This is a genomic window from Candidatus Protochlamydia amoebophila UWE25 (assembly GCF_000011565.2).
GTDB lineage: Bacteria > Chlamydiota > Chlamydiia > Chlamydiales > Parachlamydiaceae > Protochlamydia > Protochlamydia amoebophila.
Map to the genome: position 1 here is coordinate 593,809 of NC_005861.2, position 19,631 is coordinate 613,439.

The following is a 19,631-nucleotide window of genomic DNA, read 5'->3' on the forward strand; positions in this document are numbered from 1 at the left end:
GAAGAAAGCGATTTTGGCTGATATTAAAGTTAAAGCTGCTGCTTAAGTTTTTAACCATAGTAGCTGCCCAATTAGTTTTAAATAGTCCAGTTTGTCAAAAACTTTTGTTAGACGAGCTTATAAAAAACCAAATTTTTTTCTAAAATAGCTAATTTTATAAAAAATAATTGGACAAATATTTCTTAATGTTTTTTCGATTTAATTAAGGATAGAAAAAATGGAACCTCTTGGTCATTCGCAAACAGTTTCTACAAAAATGCCTCAAATAATTTGGAAAGTAAAACGTTATGATGCGTTACTAGAACAAATCTTGGAAAATTTTAAAAATTATTTAATATCTCAAGAATCTTTACTTAATTGGATTGTTCATGATTTTAATAATATCAATTTACAAAATACAATAATCCCTATTATCAAACACTTGTTTGTTAATAGACTAAAAAAACCTGATCGATCTAGTTCTGAATATTTAAATTTTCAACGAGAACACTACAAAAAATTTTTAAAAATTCTAAGAACAGCTGTTGAATGGTCCGAATTGAATCGCAATGAAGCTGTAGCTGAACATGTGTTTGCATTTTGTCATATTCTTTATACAGAAACACATTTTAACTATTGTACCCAAATTATTTTTAGGACATTTATTCAATTAGGTACTGCGAAGCTTAGCAAAGAAAAGGTAAAATACCCCCTTCCATATGTAAAAGGATTTGACAAACATCGGATGGTAAGAGGATTGGAGGTTCAATATCAAAGAATTGCCTCAGTTGACGACTCTGAACAGACAACGAGTGTTCTTACTCGCACAACAAATAGTTTGATTGGTTACATGAATGGGATTAGCCTTTATGATTTTGATCCCAATATGCAATCTAATCCTATGCATCTCCTCATGAATTTAACAATTAATATTCAAGGTCAAACTTTTTGTACTAAAAATTTAGCATTAGGTTCTCCGACGATCGAAAATGGATCGGGTGTAGCGACCATTAATCCTGAAATGAGGGGTTTACTTTCCTATTATCGGCAAAAAGAAGTTGAGTGTGGGCTTTTGTATCTGAATTACCAAAATTGTCGCAATCAAATTAGTCGATTAGCTGCAGATGAAAAGCCTCGATGCCTTGCTATTCATGATTTAGGCGATCAGTTTAAAGAATTTTATGTTCTCACATTATCTCACAATAGCCCTTTTTATGAGCAAATTGGCCATGATATTGAAGATTTAACTGCAAGCTCAGTAAAAAGTAAAATTTGGGCAGATTTATGTACAACAGGTTCTGAAGTATTTAAGTATTATTTACCATTGGATCATGGGTTATCAGAGTGGGTGAAAGCCACTTTAAATCTTGTTCATGCCACGCAATTTGATAAATGCAAAATTTTTACAGAAGACACTTTGAAGTTATTTATTGAAAAGTTTCATCATACGTTAATTATTAATGCAAAAACTTGTTTTGGTCTTGCTTTGGGGTACTCTATCTACCAACCTGGGTCTTTTTTTAAAAAACATTTGATCACCGAAATATTTGATGGAAATCCTGAAGAAACAGGATATTGGATTCCTCAAAAATTAGTAGAGGCAACAGATTTAAGAAATTTTGGGATTGAATTGGCAGATCATATTCATTCAATTATTTTTCATAATAGAGATGATTTAAGCCCCAGTGAAAGGCGTATATTTCTTAGTTTCTTCTATAATTATTTGACAAATTATTGTTTAATTCGTTTACAGCCAAAGGCGATGGCTGGTGTTTGTAAAGGTAGAATTGATCGAGGTGTCGCGCGCATAGGCGCATCAATTGCTGAAATGATTATTCTAAAAGATCAAGAAAATGACCCACAAATAATTGAATTTTTTGAAATGCTTCTTTTGGTTCGATCCCTTATTGTACGTAAAAGAGTTATCAAACGTGAGAGGTTATTGGAGCTAATTGAGTTTCTTCAATTTCTGCATGATCATAAATCACAAGTTAAAAAACTTTTTAAAGCTGTTTTTCCAGACGTATCCATCAACTATGATTTACTTTTATCTAAGCCAGAAACTGACTTAAAAAATGTTTTTGAAGATCACTATTTTTTAACCACATTGATTGAAATTATTTTGCCAGATTTATTAGAAGAGGAAAAATTCTTAAAATTTCTCATAGAATTTGCAAAGGAGTCAACTGAAGAATTAGGTTCTGACAGGAGATTTCCAAAGGTTTTAAAAGATTTTATCTTAGATAAAAAATTCTTAAATAACCCAAAAAAATCTACGTATACACTTCTAAATAAGCTACAGCGTTATCCAATCTTTGTCAAAGAGTTATTTAAAGAGTTAATCAAACGAGACATACTTGAATCAGCTATAGAGTAAAAGTTAGTTGAGTAAGAGGAAGGATAATTTTTGTAATAATTAACATTCAGGATAACATATGCTAGGTTTGAGTTTTATATTTTCAAAAACAGAGTCTGCTTATTTGGAAGGTTGCAAAGAGCTAGAATGGAAAGTTGTTCGTTATGAAGAGTTAATTAAACAACAGATAGAGATTCTTGGAAAACTTTTACTAAAAACAGACGGATTAATTGAATATGTAGTTAAACACATCTCCAATGAAAACGTAAAAAATACCTTGTTTCCTATCATTCAACACTTATTTTCTCAAACGTTTTCTCAAGAAACTTCCAGATTTAATGAAATTTATTTAGATCAAAAAAGGCAGTCATATAAAAAAATTATTTCTCTTCTTAGAAAAGCCCTCGATTATTTTGAAAAAAATCGACATGAACTCATTGCTAGGAATGTTTTAACTTTAGGCTATAAATTTTATTCCCAAATTCGCTTCAATAATTGCGGCACTGAAATTTTTAATAATTTAATGGAATTTGGGAAAAAAGCAACTCTTGAACAACCTAATATTTTTACAATAGTTCCTAATGATAGCCGTTATAAGCTAATCTTTGGATTAGAAATTATTCGTCAGCGAATGCTAGAATTGGAAAAAAATTCTGTATTGACGGCAACCTCGTTTGGTCGTTATCAAGGTCAATATCAATCTTCTGGGAAACTATTTTATGGTTTATTTGATCCCCACATACAAGGAAATTTTGTTTCTTTAAAAAGAAAGATTTGTGTTTATCAACCGGCAAACAAGTTTTGTGTTAAAAATCTGATGATGCCTTCCCCGACTATCGAAACAGGTGGCCCTGTCTCAATAAATTCAGAAATGCGTGCTTTTCTAACTCTGTGTCGAGAAAAGCAAAAAACGATACTTTATATTAACTGTCAAGACAAATGTCCAAGCGTAGGATTGATAGCAGGAGATGACTCTTATCGTTGTCAAGCTATTGAAACATTAGCAGAAGAATTTGCAAATACTTTATTTTTAATTACTCTAACCCATGATCACCCTTTTTATGAGCAAATAGGACATCAGATAGACACATTAAATAGTCAGCTGGTCAAAAAGGCTATATTTGATCAAATTTTTAATCCTAATTTTCGTCAATTTGAGAATTATATACTGCCTACAGAGGAGATAAAAAAATGGATGGTAATTACTTTTGATGTGATTCATGCAAAAAAATTTAGCAATTGTGACCATTTTTCGGATGCACAAGAACGTGATTTTTTTATTGAAGAATGTCATCTAGCATTAATACAAAATGAAGAAATGCTTCGATTAGGGTATTCAATTTATCATGATACAGAGCATTTTAAAAAAGAATTATTGAGGCAAATCTTTATAGAGGATAAGCAAAAAAGTGGGAACTCCGTACCAGAAAAAATGGTTCTTATAAAAGAAGGTCAAAAATATAGATTTAATCTAAAACATTGGTGCTTGATATTAACGGATCAAATTCATGACATTTTATTCAATAAACAAAAAGTTCTTTCTCCAAAAGAAAAACGGATTTTTATTCGCCTTTTTTATAACTATCTAACCATGCAATTATTAATTTTTATTGAACCTAAATTTCTAAATATGAGTTCTACAAATTCAACCGATAGATCCATTAGCTTTGAAGAAATGTTTGCGCATGAGTTGATAGTGAAGGGATTGGAAGATAATCCTGAAATGATAGCTCATTTTGAAATGTCTATCCATTTGCGTGCTATGATGATTTGTAAAAGAGCCGTTGGCGAAAAGCAACTGAATCGACTTTTAGAAACAATTTTGTTTATGCTTGATCACAAAGACCAAATAAAAACATTATTTGCAAAAGTATTTCCGAATGTAAATTTTGAAAATGATATATTAGAGAAAACGAAAAAATCTTCACTTCCAAGTTTATTTCAAAAGGAACAATTTAAAAATTTTCAAATGGAGCACGTTTTACCAGAATTGATGAAATCTAAAGAATTTCAAAAATATTTAAAAGAAACTGTTTTTTCGGTTTTTTTAGGAAGTGAAAAGTTCCAAGAAATTTTTCAGTCCGAAACATTTAAATATTATTTGGGAAAAACTGTGAATTTGCCTGATTTGAATGATGAGCATGCAATTAATGAATTTTTACAAACTCAAACTCAAGCTATTGATTCAGCATTAGCAAGCCCTGATTGTCAAACACTTTTAATCCAAGCATTTTTGAAGGAAACCGCTACTTTAAAAGAATATTTAGAAACATTTATTTTGCAACAAATCAAAAATATTAAATATTAGTTGTTTAAAAGCAATTTTTTTTGATTAGAATGAAATTTGAATGCCTTAACAAGTATTTAAATTGATTGTTAGATGAAAATTTTCCAATTTTTAGTCCTTTTCTTACTAATTTTAATTATCTATCCTTAAAATAAGTAATTTGGAATGAAACCAAAGATATTCACCCAATAAATTCATAACACAGTTGACTCATTGGCAATGGAGAAAAAATGTCCAATACACAGGCTGCAAAAGCCCTTGCACATTATCGTCGACTAGCTGAACAGAAAGAAGGAGAGCAGCTATTTATTCACGCTGCATTTTCTAAAGACCACTGTCGGCAAGGAGGCCCCGAAGATGATCATCGTATGCCTTATAAAAGAGATGTTGATCGTATTATTCATTCAAAAGCCTACTCCCGGTATGTTGATAAAACACAAGTTGTGTATTTAGTTAACAATGATCACATTACACATCGCAGCTTGCATGTGCAACTTGTCAGTAATTTTGCCAGAGGAATTGCAGAAATATTAGGATTAAACTTAGATTTAGTAGAAGCTATAGCACTTGGGCATGATGTGGGACATCCGCCTTTTGGACATGAAGGTGAAGACTACCTTTCTACTTTATCTATAGAGTATGGAAATGGCCCCTTTTGTCATGCTTTACAGTCTTGTCGTTTATTCACCGAATTAGAACCTCTTAATTTAGGGTTGGCAGTTTATGACGGTTTTTTGGGCCATGATGGAGCAATGGCTGGAGCTTTTTTACAACCTAAATTTGGTAAAACTTGGCAAGATCATTTAGACGAGAGAGAGCAGAAAAAAATAAACCTTGATTTGAATATCATGCCAGGTACTTTAGAGGGATGTTTAGTCAAGCTTTGCGATACGATGAGTTATGTCGGTCGTGACATTGAAGATGCCATCAATTTAGGCATTTTAAAAAGAAAAGATATCCCTGCTACCTGTTTGGGAATTACTAATAAAGATATCTTAAGCTTTTTAGCAGCAGACGTCATTCAAAATAGTTATCATAAAGAATATATTACTATTTCAAAAGAAGCTTTCGAAGCTTTAAAAATACTACGCCAATTTAATTTTCAATATATTTACGTACACCCCCAATTAAAGGTAGAATCTTCAAAAATTAAGTTTAGTTATCGAATTTTGTTTGAATGGCTTCTTCAAAATTTGGAAGCAAATCGAGAAGAAAGTTATGTGTGGAAACACTACTTAAAAAAACGGACTGAAAATTATTTATCCCAAACCAACTCTGTTCAAATGATCGTAGATTATATATCAGGAATGACAGATAACTTTTTTGTTCGTACCTTAGAAAAAATTATTGTTCCTAGTAAAATCGAGTTTGACAAATGAGTCGTTTTTTATTGATTGAAACAAGTACGGAAAGAGGGGTTTTTGGCCTTTCACAAGATGAAAAAATTCTTTTCTGTGAAGAACTACCTTTTGGGATGACTCAGTCTCGTTTTTTGATGCCTCGATTGGCTGAGTTTATTCAACAGAATTCCTTACGTTCTGAAGATTTAACTTTTATTGGCATAGGGACTGGGCCTGGCTCTTATACGGGAATTCGTGTAGGTATGGCTGTGGCTCAAGCTTTGTCTTATAGTTGGAAAATACCTCTTGTCGGCGTGTCAAGTCTAGATGGTTTTGTTCCATCTAAAAAGAATGTTCCTTTTGCAGCTATCATTGATGCGCGAATTGGAGGTGCTTATGTACGCAAAGGCATATTAACTGATCAGGGGATTGATTATTTATGTGAACCCTCGATTTACTCTCTTGCCGAGTTGGGAACTTTTTTAAAGGATGTCAAAATTTTAGTGACTCCTTTCTTTCCATCATTGAAATTAAAATTAGAGAAGCAATATCCAGACCTAATGTGGACCTGGGAGGAAAAAGCCCCCTCCTTAGATGCTTTAGCTCATAGAATGAATCTGGCTTATCGAAACGAAGCTTGGAGAAATAAGGGGCATTTAGAGCTTTTATATTTAAAAGAAACGGAAGCTGAACGAGAAAAAAATAAATCATCATCTTAACTAAGCTCTTCTTTTTAACGTCAAATTATTATTTGAATATTCAAATTTATCCCCTGTTTTTTGCAAGAAGTCTATTGATTAATATCCTCTATTTGAGGTAGCATAATCGCTATCTGTGTAAGAAAAAGATAAGTATTGTCTGGCAAATCTTTGAAAAAAGGCTCATTCCAGCAAATTTAACACTTAGAAATTAGGAAACAACTCAATGTCACTTGTAAAAGTCCGTATAGGCGACTCAATAGATAAAGCTCTCCGTGCCTTGAAGAAACGTCTCGATAAAGAAGGAGTTATGAAGTCTGTAAAAGCACATCGTTTTTATTCTAAACCTTCTATCAAAAAACGTGCTAAATCTAAAGCTGCTTTAAAATATAAGAAACAACGTTAAGAGCCTTACGCTTACAAAGCTTACGCCCTTATGATGTATAAATAATTATTCTATAAGGGTATCAATTTTACCTTAAATATTAATATTTAGTTATTTAAGGTATTTAAACTTTTTTAGAAAATTTTTCGTAATATTTTATTGCGAAAATTCAAAAATTAATCCTTCAAAATAAAGTAGTAGATCTTATGGCTGACTATTACGAAATTCTAGAAGTTGCACGTGGTGCGACTCCCGAAGAAATCAAAAAAGCATACCGAAAAAAGGCTGTTCAGTATCATCCTGACAAAAATCCCGGTGATGCAGATGCTGAAAAACGATTTAAAGAAATATCGGAAGCTTACGAAGTTTTAAGCGACGAAAAAAAACGACAAGTTTACGATCGTTACGGCAAAGAAGCTTTGCAAGGAGCTGCTGGTGGTGGACAAGGTTTTTCATCCATGGACGAAGCTCTGCGAACCTTTATGGGTGCGTTTGGAATGGGTGGAGGCGGAGAAAGTATTTTCGACTTTTTTGGCGGTGGAAATGGAGCTGAATTTGGAGGTCGAGAAGGAGGTAGAGGGGCTCGTCAAGGAGCTAGCAAACGCGTTAACATTAACGTCTCCTTTGAAGAAGCGGTCAAGGGTGTCGATAAAGAGCTTGTGATTTCTAACTACGCAAATTGTAATGTTTGCAATGGTAAAGGCTCCTCCTCATCACAAGGAATTAAAACCTGTAGTGAATGTAAAGGCAGAGGTCAAGTTTTTGAACAAAGAGGTTTCTTTAGCATGACAATGGCTTGTCCAAAATGTCATGGAGAAGGAAAAGTTATTACCGACCCTTGTAAAAATTGCAAAGGACAAGGTGCTGTTAAAGAAAAACAACACATTAAAGTTCATATTCCGGCTGGTGTAGATAGCGGAATGCGTTTAAAAATGAGCGGGTATGGTGATGTAGGACAACATGGTGGTCCTGCAGGAGACTTATATGTGTTCATCAATGTAGAACCACATGAGATTTTCGAGCGAGAAGGGAACGATATTTTATTAGATTTACCCATTAGTTTTGCTGAAGCTGCCCTTGGTTGTAAAAAAGAAGTGCCGTCTTTGACCAATCGAGCGTGCCGTATTACCATTCCGGAAGGAACGCAAAATGGAAAGATTTTCCGAGTAAAGGGTGAAGGATTTCCCAATGTACACGGACATGGAAAAGGAGATTTACTAGTACGTATATTTGTCGAAACACCCACCCGTTTAAGCGAGCGTCAAAAAGAGCTTTTACAAGAATTCAGTGAACTTGAAGGACCCAACAATCTTCCTAAAAGAAAAGGCTTTCTAGATAAAATTAAAGAATTTTTTTCACCGAACTGATTGTTTTGATTCAGCATCGATGGTTCGACTATCGATGCTGAATTTAGCACCTAGATAACCAGCATATAGATAAATCAATAGATTTCAAAAATCATGCGTTTTCCAAAAAAGTTATTGATTAACGACTAGTATAGTTAGAAAAAAATCGGCTTACTGATTTTTTCTTGTGATGCTACGCACATTTCTATATCAATCCCATGATTTTGCAAAACTCCTTTTACCACACCTAAAGCCGTTTCAGGACTATTACATTCATTTGATAGATGAGCTAAATGAACATGTCTAAGTTTTGGATGATAAATCTGAGAGAGTAAAGTGCCGCAAGCCTCATTAGACAAATGTCCACTACGACTAAGGACACGTTGTTTATAAACCATTGGTCGAGGGGAGGCATGTACCATAGAAGGTTGATGGTTAGATTCAAGATATAAGTAATCACATCCTTGAAGTTTAGCTTGAACAAGAGAGGTTGCAAAACCAAGATCAGTACAAAATCCAAGTTTTAGATCATTCAAACGAATTGTAAATGCTACCGGATCAATTGTATCATGCTGAATCGTAAAAGGATGAACTTCAATGTCTTTAAATTCAAAAGTTTCTCCAGTAGAGAAAATCTTAAATTTTGGACAATTGCGAAATGCTTCAACAATACCTTTGGCTGTTTCATGATTGGCTAAAACAGGGATTCCTAATTTATAAGCGAGTACTTTTAATCCTTGGATATGATCAGAGTGTTCATGAGTAATTAAAATTGCATCGATATCAGAAATATCAACATTGATTTCTGCAAGGCGGTTTTGAATGGCTTTGGCACTTATACCCGCATCAATAAGAACTTTAGTTTGAGAGGTGCCGAGATAGATACAGTTTCCTTTGGACCCTGATGCGAGTGGGCAAAATCCCTTCATAATCACCTAGTTTTAATCATTTAAACAGTCATTTATCAGAAAGGCGGATTTATAACATATTTAAAGATTAGTTTTCTTGCGAAATTTACTTCAATGCATTATTCATGCTTAATTAAAGATGAGAATCTCAAGTTTTCTCAGAATTTAATTTTTGGCTGTTTACTTAAGTCTGAGTTTTAATTTTTTAGTTAGAAATCACTTAAGGGTTAGTAGGTTTTTTTTGATTAAGTTATCGCAGAATAAAAAAAATTTATTCAGAATTTAAATGCAAGCCATGATTTAATCCAATTTGAATGAAAACATTTTAGAGGCAAAACTGAATAGTCCATTCAAGTTATTCCATCCTTACCACATTGGACTTAATAAAATCTGAAGAGCACAAATAAAATTGATCATTCCATTAATTCTGCATCTACTAAGTCATCTTCTTCGGATACCGACTTCGCAGCATAAATTTTACGTGGACGGCTACCTTCCGCAGGTCCAACAATGCCTTGCATTTCTAGCTGGTCCATTAAACTCGCTGCTCGTGCATATCCAATTTTTAGTTTTCTTTGAAGAAAGGTGGTAGAGGCATTTCCTGTACTCAAAATAATATCTTTAGCTTGCTCATATAAACTATCTAGTTCAAGACCTTGTTCTAAGCCATTAACTAGGCCATCCAAACTTGCATGGTATTGATCAAATGATTGAATAACATAGTTAGGAGGAGCTTGATCACAAATATGTTGAACAACAGCTAAAATGTCTTCATCTCTGACAAAGGCTCCTTGTGCACGTGTTAAATGAGACGAACCTGGAGGAAGGAAAAGCATGTCGCCATTGCCCAATAAAGTTTCAGCACCTGTTTCATCAAGAACAATTTGACTATTAACGCGGCTAGCGACTTTAAAGGAAATTCGGGTTGGAAAGTTAGCTTTAATTAAACCTGTAATAACTTCTCGAGAAGGCCGTTGAGTGGCTAAAATTAAATGAATACCTACGGCACGGGCCATTTGAGCAATACGGGCAATCGGTGTTTCAATATCATTGCTAGCAACCATCATTAAATCGGCTAGTTCGTCAATAATCCCTACAATAAATGGCATATGCGTAGGGATTTCCCTTCCTAAATTAGCTTCTTGTTCTTGATTAATTGTTCGTTTATTAAAAGTATCGATATTACGTACCCCCACCATTTTGAGAATCTCGTAACGGCTTTCCATTTCTTTCACGAGCCAATTTAAAGCAGCAGCAGCTCCTTGAGGTTCTGTGATAACAGGAGCAAGCATGTGAGGTAAACGCGTATAAGGAGTGAGTTCCACTTTTTTAGGATCGACCATAATCAACTTGATTTGATCAGGTTTGGCATTTAAAACAATGGACATAACAATTGTGTTTATACAAACCGATTTTCCAGAACCTGTGGCTCCTGCAATAATGCAATGAGGCATTTTTGCAAGATCACTCATAACATAATCGCCATTAACAGCTTTTCCAAGTAGAATAGGAATATTAAGTTTTTGTGTTCCTTGTTGATAAGCTAATAGCATATCTTTAAAACCTACTTCTTGAGGTTGTGCATTAGGAACCTCTATTCCAACAGCTGCTTTGCCTGGAATGGGGGCAATAATTCGAATCGATTTTGCTTCCATGTTTAAGGCTATATCGTTGTCGAGAGTTTTTATTTTTTGAACTTTGACTCCGATCGCTGGATGGACTTCAAAAGAAGTGATAGTTGGGCCACAATTAATTTGACCAACCTTTGCCTCTATTCCAAAGCTAAGTAATGTTTCTTCTAAAACTTCTGCTTGTCTTTTCAAATCTTTTTTTAAAGAAGATTGATCGATTTTTTTAGGATTTGTCAAAAGAGTGAGGGATGGGAGATTATAGTTTGTGAAATCTCCATTATAAACGCTTTGTGCGACTAAAGCAGCTTCGCGTTTACGAAGTTTGGGATCGCTGATCTCCTTGGAAAGTTCGGGTCGTTTAAAAGCTTCACGATGATCAGTTTCAAGATAATTTTCTAGAGATTCTTTTTTTCTTGGGCGAGCCAAAGTTTGTGTTTCAATTATTTCTTCTTGAAAGTCGTCATCCGTTTGTTCTTTTCTTGAAAGTGATGGTCGAACTTTAAGATTTTGTTCTGGTTGAATGGCTAATAAATCTGAAGGGGCTTTTGGGTTTCCTTCTTGAAAATGCGTTGTAGGAATGCGAAGTTTCACAAAACGAAGGAAGTCACTGTCAGATTCTTCTAGGGGTTTTTTCTCCTCTTTACTTTCTTTTTTTTCTAACATTGATGTTTCTTCAGCTTTGTTTACACTTGGATTACGATTAGCCCATTCTTTTTTAAATCTATCAAAAATCTTTTGAAAAAGAGGAAGGAGGCGAATTTTAAATAAAAAAAGGAGACTTGCAATAAGTGTACTTGAAAAAATAAGAGCAACGCCAACTGTATTAAAAATATGATTTAAATTGAAAGAAGGTAAATCTTGGTAAAGAAAAAAGAAAGGAGCTCCTCCTAAGTGATATCGCATAGATTTAATCCATAAGCCTGGATAAAAAGTGCGACCAATAAAATCTCCAAAAGTTGGGTAGTCACTTTCAATTAGACTCAGGAGCATACTCGTTGAGATTAACGTTATGGCTACGTAAATATTTTTTAACCAGACAAAATGAAGATTTTTACTGAATAATTGTCTCCAACCCATCCAGCCAATATAAAAAACTAGAAGGTAACTAGATAGACCAAGGAATGCATGTAGAATCCATCCTAATTTATCACCCATGACTCCTAATAGATTTTTTGAGTCGGGAGCAATGGCATAACTCATCAAACTAAGTAATAGAATTACTGCGAACGAAAGGGAAAGAAACCCTTTTGTTTCAGTAGTCATTAAAGAAATGGCTTCTTCTGTATAAACATTCTTTTGTTTTTTTTTAGATGATTTAGTCTTTTTTGCCATGATATTCGCCTTTACATCTGAAAATAAAGAGTTGTAGCTATTCCAATGAATAGGCAATACCAAGCAAAGTAAACCCATTTATCTTGCGTCATCATTTGTATGACGGCCCATAATGAGGCACAACCAATCATAAAAGAAGTGATAAAACCTGTTAGAAATTGTCCTATTTCTATTGGAGGAATTTCTGAAGCCGGTAACTTTAGAAATTGCCAAATCTCTAAAAATGTTCCGCCTAGAATCGCTGGAATAGCTAATAAAAATGAAAATTGGATTGCGTCTTGTTTATCCCAGCCAAGCAATCTGGCAGCTGAGATAGTAGCTCCACTACGAGAAATACCTGGTAAAACTGCCACGGCTTGAAATAATCCAATCGTTAAACAATCTCTCAATGAATGTTTTTTTTGCATTTGCAAGCGAAAGTAAACACCAGAAAAAAGCAAAGCAGCAGAAAAAAGAAAGCATAGCCCTAAATATTGAGGTTGATCAAATGTTGCTTTGATAGGTTTTAAAATCAAAACAAGGGGAAATAAAGGGAGAGTTCCTAAGATAATGTGAAAGATGTGATTGCGCTCTGTTATTAAACTTTGTTTTATCTGTGGCAAGAACATGTAGAGAATAGATCCTAAAGTTCCTAAATGACAAATAAGATTAAACAATACGTAGCTTTGAAGTTTTTCAAACCCTAGGAAATACTGTGCTAATTCAAGATGGCCAGACGAGCTAATTGGTAAAAATTCTGTCACGCCTTGAATAAGACCTAAAAAAAAGGCTTCCCATATTGTCATAAAAAATCCAGAAGAAAGGCTTTACATTTCGTTTGATAAACGAATTAATTGTGAATAAAATTAGTGTATACCATTCCCAAAAAATAAACACACAAATTTATAAGAGTGAAATTTCGGAAGTTGTTTTAAGATAAAAAGAGGGCGATCGACGGGATTCGAACCCGCGACATTTGGAACCACAATCCAACGCTCTAACCAACTGAGCTACGACCGCCATTGAAGATACAACATTTTTAGTTAAAGGTTCCATTTTAGTCAATAAAAAAAATTAAGACATTTGCTAAATTTATTCCTGCTAATAATTTTTCGAAACGACATCCAAAAGTTTATAAACTTTAAAAAAAAAGCCATTTTGCTTCATAGTTTTCTTCTGAAATTTCTTCGTAAAATTGATTGTTAATGATTAATAGTGTTACCAATAAACTCAAGTAACCTATGAGGAAATAAGGATTTATAAATTCCGTCTCGATATAATGATCAATAAAATCAGGCATTTGATAAGTTAATTTGAGAACAAATCCTGTATAAATATCATTAAGGAAAACAATTCCTTTTCCTATAAGGGGAATAAAAGACAAAAATGCCCCTAAAAATAGTAATACTAAGGAAATAGAAACTAAAAAAGGGAAAAAGAGATTATAAAATAATCCGATAACGGGAAACTGTTGAAATAAATAAAGCGTCATTGGCAATGCGACTAAATTAACGGCAATTGTAAGAGCTAGAACCTGCTTGAATAAAGTTAAAATCAAGTATCCATGCTGATTCCATCCATCCATTTCAATAACTTGGTTTAAGCGTCTTTTAGAAATCCAACGATCTAGCCATCGACTAGCAGGCTGATGGCCTAGTAAAATGGATGCGGTAATGAAAAAACTTAATTGAAAACCTACTGTATTTAGTAAAGAAGGGTCGATGAACAAAATCCCTATGATAGCGATTCCAAGATTGTTAAGAGGTGTAGATTGTTTTTCAAAAATGTCGCTCAAAATGACTAGTGAGCTCATAATCCAAGCTCGAACAACAGAGGCGTTGAAGCCTAGAAAGGTAAAGTAGATAGCTAAAAACACTAAAAGTAAAATAGCCTGTATTTTTCGAGGGAAAAGTAGGCGAAGTAAAAAGCTGAGTAAACCAGCCAACATAGCAAAATGAAATCCTGAAATCGCTAGAAGATGTTGAAGACCGAAGCGCGAAAATTCCTCTTTAACCCATGAAACATTCATTTCTCCTGTTGCTAGCCCTGCTAAAAAAAAGCCAGTGATAGAGTTATTAAATTGTTTGCGAATCCATTCAGCAGTTTTCTTTTTCCATTGAAAGCGGTGTTCAGTAAATCCCCAATTTTCTTTTAAACCGAGCCAAGGTTCTAGTTTAGAAATTTTTAGTCGATAATCTCCTTTTCCTGGTTTAGATAATTTACCATGCACAATATATTCTCGTTGCGCTAAAGGCCGTTGAAGAAAGCCGCTTTGAGGGATAGAAACAATACATTTGATTTGTTTTGCAATTGAATGATGCGGTGAGGAATCGGGGAAAAAATCCAGAAGAGTGCAGTGAAAATTCCATTGTGTTCCAAAGGGAGAGCGCTGTTTATCTAATGAATCAATTGATAAGTGAGCTTTTCCTATTAATCCTTTATCAGGAAGATGGGGAAATTCATAAGAAACCGCTAGAAAAAAATAAATTAATATAAACAGCAAGAGATTTAATGCAAATAATGGACGTATGGATGGATGATAAAAAAGATTAATGCAAAATGGGGTCCAAAAGAATAAGCTTGGAATGAGTACTAAAGCAAAAGAATGAAAAAATGCATATGCCCCTAATATCAAAGAAATTGAATGGAAAAGAGCAGGATGTTTGAGCCAAAAAAAGGGTAACCGATCTAGCATGTTCATATTTTTAGATGTATTAAAAATATTTTTTAGTCTGAGGAAAAATCATAAACTTGATAATAATTATTATAAAAGTAATTCTTCTGCAATTTGACTACTCATCGGAATGTTGATTCTTTTAATTTGAAATCATTTGAAAAAATTCAAAACTGCGGTTAATTAAGACAAATGCAATAGATAGACAATTTTCATTTATCTAAGAGATAATCAAGGATTATTTAATTATGGATCGACACGTTAAAGAGCATTATAGTTGTTACTCAGAAGAATCACCTCAAGGACATTTTCATTGTGTCATTGAGTTAAATGAAAATCCTATGATTGATTGGCAAGAGGCATCTGAAATAGCTCCTAATTTGACTAGAGGCTGGTATGAATTGGCACAATTGCCTGTTCAAGATCGAATTGAATTTACAAAAGAATTTTGGTTAACAAAGCTGCCTTATCATCCTTATTTAAATGAATTTTTAAATAAATTTTTTAGTAGGGTTGATAATATTGGGATTTTTTTAACTCAGCAGAAGTATGAAGATTCATTTGAAGTCAGTTTTGTTTACAGTCTTATCAATGACGGGGGATTTTTTCATGGTAGCATACCTGCTAGTGAACAAGAAATTAATGCTTTGCAAAAAGTGTTTCCAGACTATATTCTTCCTTCTGATTTCTTGGCTTTTCTGCAAATACATAACGGATTTGCCAAGTTAACAGATACGGGAATCATCAAATCAATTGAAATGGCTAATGCGTATGAAGTTTTGCAAAAGCTATTAGAAAAAGAGAGTCCCATGACAACAACTAAAGGAGTTGTGGTCTATCCTCGTTCGATTATACCCTTTTACCAATCATTTGGGATGCCTTTTTTTCAATGTTTTTGGGGAGAATGGTATCCAGATCATGAAATGGGTAATGTTTATTATTCGAATTCAGCAAAAACTATTTTAGATTGTGCGAAGCTGGATGATTGCGTAGAAACAATGGCTTTTGCAACGTTTACTGAGTGGTTAATGTTCTATCTTGAAAAAATCGACTAATTTGGCTCATGTATTTAGTTAAAAAATTATATGAAGAACACGCAAAAAAACTTGGACTTGAGTTGACTGCGGGTAAAAATGGGATAAATAGACGCATTAAAGTTCCAGAGGCTCAAAGACCTGGATTGAGCTTAAGCGGATATCTTAAGTATTATGCTGAAAAGCGAATTCTTATTTTCGGTAAAGTAGAGATCGAGTATATCCGAGATTTAGATTCTCAAATTCGCATAGAGCGTCTAGAAGCAATTGTTAAGCAAAATACTCCGGCAGTGATAGTGAGTAGGCGTTATCGTCCCCCAAAAGAGCTGAGGGCTATTTGTGAAAAATTAAATATTCCTCTTTTTCGTACAAATTTATCTACCATGAATTTGATGAGCCAATTAACACTACTTTTAACAGAAGAATTTGCTCCTAGTGTTAGTTGTCATGGGTCTCTTGTTGAGGTATTTGGAGTGGGTGTTTTAATTCAAGGGGATTCTTCTGTAGGTAAAAGCGAGGCTGCTCTTGGATTAATTGAAAGAGGGCATCGTCTTATTTCAGATGATATCGTGAAAGTAAAAAAGAAAGAAGGAACATATTTAGAAGGTTCTGGAGTTGCTTTAACGCGCCATCATATGGAAATTAGAGGAATTGGGATTATTAATGTTGCTAATCTTTATGGAGCAGTTTGCGTAAGAGATCAAAAAAGTATTGATATTGTTGTCCGATTAGAGGCATGGCATGATGAACATTTTTATGATCGGATTGGTTTAGACGAAAAATTTACAAAAATTCTAGATGTAAAACTTCCGTATTTAACTTTACCTGTTAAGCCAGGAAGAGATGTTGTTTTATTACTAGAAACCATGGCTTTAAATCATCGCTTGAAGAATATGGGTTATAACTCGGCTCAAGAATTTACGACAAAAGTATTAGAATTAACGACATCTAAAGTCAGAAAGAAAATTTTACCTTAAGGATGTAAATACATTCTAAAAACCAAGGAAAAATTGTGAAACTCGTTTGTAAAGTACAAGTAAAAAATCGCATGGGTCTTCATACGCGACCAGCAACCACGATTGTTAAATTATTGCAAAATTGTAAGAGTGATGTTTATTTTACACACAAACAAGAAACAATTAATGCGAAGAGTATTTTGAGTATTCTCATGTTAGCTGCTAGAAAAAATTCTAAAATTACAATAGCAGTGGAAGGGGAAGATGCAAATGACACCATGGATAAACTGATTGAGGCGTTTGAGTCTCAATTCGGAGAGTAAGTAATGCAGCTCAAGGCTGAAGAGATTATTTTAAAAGGCTCTCCCATCTGCCGTGGCATTGCAATTGGTCAAACATATTTTCTCGATCGTGATGAATTTACTGTTTGTGAAAAGCAGATTGATTCTTCCGATTCTGAAAAAGAGGTTGAACGTTATCGTCACGCCCTTTTTAGAAGTAGGCAAGATATCAAGCGATTACAAACACAACTTGAATCGGAATCAGCACAAGAAGCTATCCTTATCTTAGAGGCTCAGCTAGAGATTCTACAAGATCCTTTATTGACAACTGAAATGGAATTGAATATTCGACAGGCTAATCAAAATGCTGAGTTTGTTTTTCAGCAATCTTTGGTTAAGCTTCAAACTCGTTTTGAATCTTTAAAAGATCCCTTTTTTGCAGAAAGGTTTAAAGATTTACAAGATGTCTCACAAAGAGTCTTTAGCTATCTTTACGAAAGTGGAAGTTTGTCTTTAAAAGATGTTCCTTACAATTCAATCGTTTGTGGAGTGGAATTAACAGCTTCGGATACTGCGGAAGCTAAAGTTTACCATGTGGGAGCATTTTTAACGGAAAGTGGAGGAGCAACTTCTCATGCTGCGATTGTTGCTAAAGCAAAAGGAATTCCTTTTATTTCCAATATTAATCTTCATCTAATTAGAGAAAATGACAATCAAACGATTATTGTTGACGGGCGAACGGGTCAAGTGATCCTTAACCCAACGGATGAGACTCTTCATCGTTACGAAACGTTGAAGAGAAAAATGCATACGCAAATTACTGCATTTGAAAACGATGTACATTGGCCGGCTGAGACTTGTGATGGATATACCGTTAGGTTATATGGAAATTTAGATGATAGTCATCAAGTTGATTTGCTTAAGCAATTAGGTGGCCAAGGGATAGGCCTTTTTCGGTCTGAATATATTTTTCTTCCTCAAAAAGAAATCCCAGGCGAAGAAGAACAATTCAACATTTATTCGCAAATTGTGAAAAAAATGGATGGCTTGCCTGTCGTCATTCGAACATTTGATTTAGGGGGAGATAAGGCAACTTTTCACGTTCCTTCAACAACTCAAAAAAATCCTTTTCTTGGTTCAAGGGCAACACGGTATTTTTTAAGGGAACAGAAGTTATTGAAAAGTCAATTAAGAGCTATTGTCAGAGCAAGTATTTATGGGCAGGTTCGTATTTTGTTTCCCATGATTGCGACAGTTGCCGAATTAAGAGAAGCAAAAAAAATTCTGCAAGAAGTTTGTCAAGAACTGCACTTTGACCAACATATTCCGATGGGTTGCATGATCGAGGTTCCCTCGGCAGCTATGGTGGTGGATCATTTTGTTAAAGAATGTGATTTTCTTTCGATTGGGACGAATGATTTAGTTCAATATGCCTTAGCAATTGATCGGAAAGATCACTTGTTAAATGATTTTTATGAACCAACTGACCCGAGCATTATACGCTTGATCAAGTTAGTTATTTCTGAAGGAAATAAAGCTCATGTCCCTGTTTCCGTATGTGGAGAAATCGCCTCTGATCCTCGTTTTATTCCTTTATTACTAGGACTTGGAGTTCAAGAATTATCTGTAGCTCCACGCTATTTACCTGTTATCAAAAATGTTATTCGTAGTACGTATATTGTTGATGCTGTTCAATTGGCGGACTTAGCTTTACATCTGACCACTGCACAAGAAGTTTTAAACTTGTTAATCCAGGAATATCAAAAAAGTGTGCCTCATGATTTATTTTATAATGTATCTTATCCTCCTCAAACATATATTTAAACTTCGGATACAAAGTAATTTTGTTTTGAAATTAAGAAAACATTACCTGTAAAATGTTTTCTCCTCTAGCATGGAATTAGGCTAGAAGTTAAAGCATATTTGCAGGTAAAAATTTTAAGCCAAGAATCCTGGGAATCCGGGAATGGGAGGGCTTTGTTCTTTTAATCGTTTATGAGCATCGGCATGAGCTGCACGAATTAACATCTCTAATCCTTCTAAATCTTCTACGTCGACACATTCAGGTTTGATTTTAACTTGTTTCATCTCTCCATCGCCAGTCAAGGTGATTGTCACTAAACCACTTCCTGCGACACCTACCACTTCAAGATTTTGTAATTCATTTTGAACCAAACTCATTTGCTGTTGTATTAGTCGAGCTTCTTTCTTTTTTTTAGAAAAACCAGTTCCCATTCTTTCTCCTTTAAATACATGTCGTTTAGATTTTCTTTTTTTTGATAATTTATCTTACTAATTCAACATTCGAATGAAAGTTTTTTGCTGTGAGGGAAGCAACTCTTTTACCAGATAAAAATTCTAAATTCAAGCTTTGAGATACTAAGCTATTTTCTTTTAAAAAGGGAACTTTCCTAAACATCAAAAAATTAAATTTTTGGGGAATTA

15 protein-coding genes and 1 tRNA gene are annotated in these 19,631 nt (G+C 34.1%); 10 read left to right on the plus strand and 6 right to left on the minus strand.

The genetic code is table 11. The features are described 5' to 3' along the window. Nucleotides 1-217: 217 nt before the first annotated feature. From PC_RS02250 to dnaJ, 6 genes are all read left to right on the plus strand, one after another. Complete coding sequence (locus tag PC_RS02250; protein WP_011175013.1) at nt 218-2,356, plus strand: hypothetical protein; 2,139 nt, start codon at nt 218-220, stop codon at nt 2,354-2,356. A 58-nt stretch (nt 2,357-2,414) separates the two neighbouring features. Continuing rightward, nucleotides 2,415-4,643 carry a hypothetical protein gene (locus tag PC_RS02255; protein WP_011175014.1) on the plus strand — a complete coding sequence of 743 codons (2,229 nt, stop codon included), beginning with the start codon at nt 2,415-2,417 and terminating at the stop codon, nt 4,641-4,643. 209 nt (nt 4,644-4,852) lie between these two features. After that, a complete protein-coding gene (locus tag PC_RS02260) occupies nt 4,853-6,001 on the plus strand; it encodes a deoxyguanosinetriphosphate triphosphohydrolase family protein (protein ID WP_011175015.1) in 1,149 nt (382 codons plus the stop codon). Further along, nucleotides 5,998-6,681, plus strand: coding sequence for a tRNA (adenosine(37)-N6)-threonylcarbamoyltransferase complex dimerization subunit type 1 TsaB (gene tsaB / locus PC_RS02265; RefSeq protein ID WP_039356836.1), 684 nt, complete (start codon nt 5,998-6,000; stop codon nt 6,679-6,681). The genes PC_RS02260 and tsaB overlap by 4 nt, the downstream gene beginning before the upstream one ends. A gap of 205 nt (nt 6,682-6,886) precedes the next feature. Continuing rightward, a complete protein-coding gene (rpsU, locus tag PC_RS02270) occupies nt 6,887-7,066 on the plus strand; it encodes a 30S ribosomal protein S21 (protein ID WP_011175017.1) in 180 nt (59 codons plus the stop codon). Nucleotides 7,067-7,251: 185 nt separating this feature from the next. Beyond that, a complete protein-coding gene (gene dnaJ, locus PC_RS02275) occupies nt 7,252-8,412 on the plus strand; it encodes a molecular chaperone DnaJ (RefSeq protein ID WP_011175018.1) in 1,161 nt (386 codons plus the stop codon). Nucleotides 8,413-8,546: 134 nt separating this feature from the next. Here the strand turns inward: dnaJ and PC_RS02280 are convergent, their stop codons facing one another. The 5 genes from PC_RS02280 to PC_RS02300 form a co-directional block, all read right to left on the minus strand. Next, on the minus strand, nt 8,547-9,320 hold the full coding sequence (locus PC_RS02280) for an MBL fold metallo-hydrolase (protein WP_039356839.1): 774 nt from the start codon (nt 9,318-9,320) through the stop codon (nt 8,547-8,549). A gap of 392 nt (nt 9,321-9,712) precedes the next feature. After that, the gene (locus tag PC_RS02285; RefSeq protein ID WP_011175020.1) at nt 9,713-12,340 is read right to left on the minus strand and encodes an FtsK/SpoIIIE family DNA translocase; all 2,628 of its coding nucleotides are present in this window, start codon (nt 12,338-12,340) and stop codon (nt 9,713-9,715) included. Beyond that, nucleotides 12,274-13,047, minus strand: coding sequence for an undecaprenyl-diphosphate phosphatase (locus PC_RS02290; RefSeq protein WP_011175021.1), 774 nt, complete (start codon nt 13,045-13,047; stop codon nt 12,274-12,276). The genes PC_RS02285 and PC_RS02290 overlap by 67 nt, the downstream gene beginning before the upstream one ends. Before the next feature lie 140 nt (nt 13,048-13,187). Further along, nucleotides 13,188-13,261: transfer RNA gene (locus tag PC_RS02295), tRNA-His, on the minus strand. Nucleotides 13,262-13,382: 121 nt separating this feature from the next. Continuing rightward, entirely contained in the window at nt 13,383-14,936 is a 1,554-nt protein-coding gene (locus PC_RS02300) for a ComEC/Rec2 family competence protein (RefSeq protein WP_011175022.1), read from the minus strand. 227 nt (nt 14,937-15,163) lie between these two features. Here PC_RS02300 and PC_RS02305 point away from each other — a divergent pair, with 227 nt between their 5' ends. Genes PC_RS02305 through ptsP form a run of 4 tightly spaced genes read left to right on the plus strand, consistent with a single transcriptional unit; the run spans nt 15,164 to nt 19,010 of the window. Beyond that, nucleotides 15,164-15,970: an SMI1/KNR4 family protein gene (locus tag PC_RS02305; RefSeq protein WP_011175023.1), complete on the plus strand. Its 807-nt coding sequence runs from the start codon at nt 15,164-15,166 to the stop codon at nt 15,968-15,970. A gap of 8 nt (nt 15,971-15,978) precedes the next feature. Then, entirely contained in the window at nt 15,979-16,926 is a 948-nt protein-coding gene (gene hprK, locus PC_RS02310; protein ID WP_011175024.1) for an HPr(Ser) kinase/phosphatase, read from the plus strand. A gap of 35 nt (nt 16,927-16,961) precedes the next feature. Next, nucleotides 16,962-17,228 (plus strand): HPr family phosphocarrier protein, encoded by a 267-nt coding sequence (locus PC_RS02315; protein WP_011175025.1) that lies wholly within the window; start codon nt 16,962-16,964, stop codon nt 17,226-17,228. Between the two features lie 3 nt (nt 17,229-17,231). Then, nucleotides 17,232-19,010: a phosphoenolpyruvate--protein phosphotransferase gene (ptsP, locus tag PC_RS02320; RefSeq protein ID WP_011175026.1), complete on the plus strand. Its 1,779-nt coding sequence runs from the start codon at nt 17,232-17,234 to the stop codon at nt 19,008-19,010. A 114-nt stretch (nt 19,011-19,124) separates the two neighbouring features. Here ptsP and PC_RS02325 read toward each other — a convergent pair whose 3' ends face one another. Beyond that, nucleotides 19,125-19,421 (minus strand): YbaB/EbfC family nucleoid-associated protein, encoded by a 297-nt coding sequence (locus PC_RS02325; protein ID WP_011175027.1) that lies wholly within the window; start codon nt 19,419-19,421, stop codon nt 19,125-19,127. Nucleotides 19,422-19,631 lie beyond the last annotated feature (210 nt).

Excerpts from the sequence above, each read along its gene's own strand:
- dnaJ (WP_011175018.1), top strand. The coding sequence starts at position 7,252 with ATGGCTGACTATTACGAAATTCTAGAAGTTGCACGTGGTGCGACTCCC.
- PC_RS02280 (WP_039356839.1), bottom strand. The coding sequence starts at position 9,320 with ATGAAGGGATTTTGCCCACTCGCATCAGGGTCCAAAGGAAACTGTATC.
- PC_RS02300 (WP_011175022.1), bottom strand. The coding sequence starts at position 14,936 with ATGCTAGATCGGTTACCCTTTTTTTGGCTCAAACATCCTGCTCTTTTC.
- PC_RS02305 (WP_011175023.1), top strand. The coding sequence starts at position 15,164 with ATGGATCGACACGTTAAAGAGCATTATAGTTGTTACTCAGAAGAATCA.
- PC_RS02255 (WP_011175014.1), top strand. The coding sequence starts at position 2,415 with ATGCTAGGTTTGAGTTTTATATTTTCAAAAACAGAGTCTGCTTATTTG.
- rpsU (WP_011175017.1), top strand. The coding sequence starts at position 6,887 with ATGTCACTTGTAAAAGTCCGTATAGGCGACTCAATAGATAAAGCTCTC.
- PC_RS02325 (WP_011175027.1), bottom strand. The coding sequence starts at position 19,421 with ATGGGAACTGGTTTTTCTAAAAAAAAGAAAGAAGCTCGACTAATACAA.
- PC_RS02290 (WP_011175021.1), bottom strand. The coding sequence starts at position 13,047 with ATGACAATATGGGAAGCCTTTTTTTTAGGTCTTATTCAAGGCGTGACA.
- hprK (WP_011175024.1), top strand. The coding sequence starts at position 15,979 with ATGTATTTAGTTAAAAAATTATATGAAGAACACGCAAAAAAACTTGGA.
- ptsP (WP_011175026.1), top strand. The coding sequence starts at position 17,232 with ATGCAGCTCAAGGCTGAAGAGATTATTTTAAAAGGCTCTCCCATCTGC.
- tsaB (WP_039356836.1), top strand. The coding sequence starts at position 5,998 with ATGAGTCGTTTTTTATTGATTGAAACAAGTACGGAAAGAGGGGTTTTT.
- PC_RS02260 (WP_011175015.1), top strand. The coding sequence starts at position 4,853 with ATGTCCAATACACAGGCTGCAAAAGCCCTTGCACATTATCGTCGACTA.
- PC_RS02250 (WP_011175013.1), top strand. The coding sequence starts at position 218 with ATGGAACCTCTTGGTCATTCGCAAACAGTTTCTACAAAAATGCCTCAA.
- PC_RS02285 (WP_011175020.1), bottom strand. The coding sequence starts at position 12,340 with ATGGGTTTACTTTGCTTGGTATTGCCTATTCATTGGAATAGCTACAAC.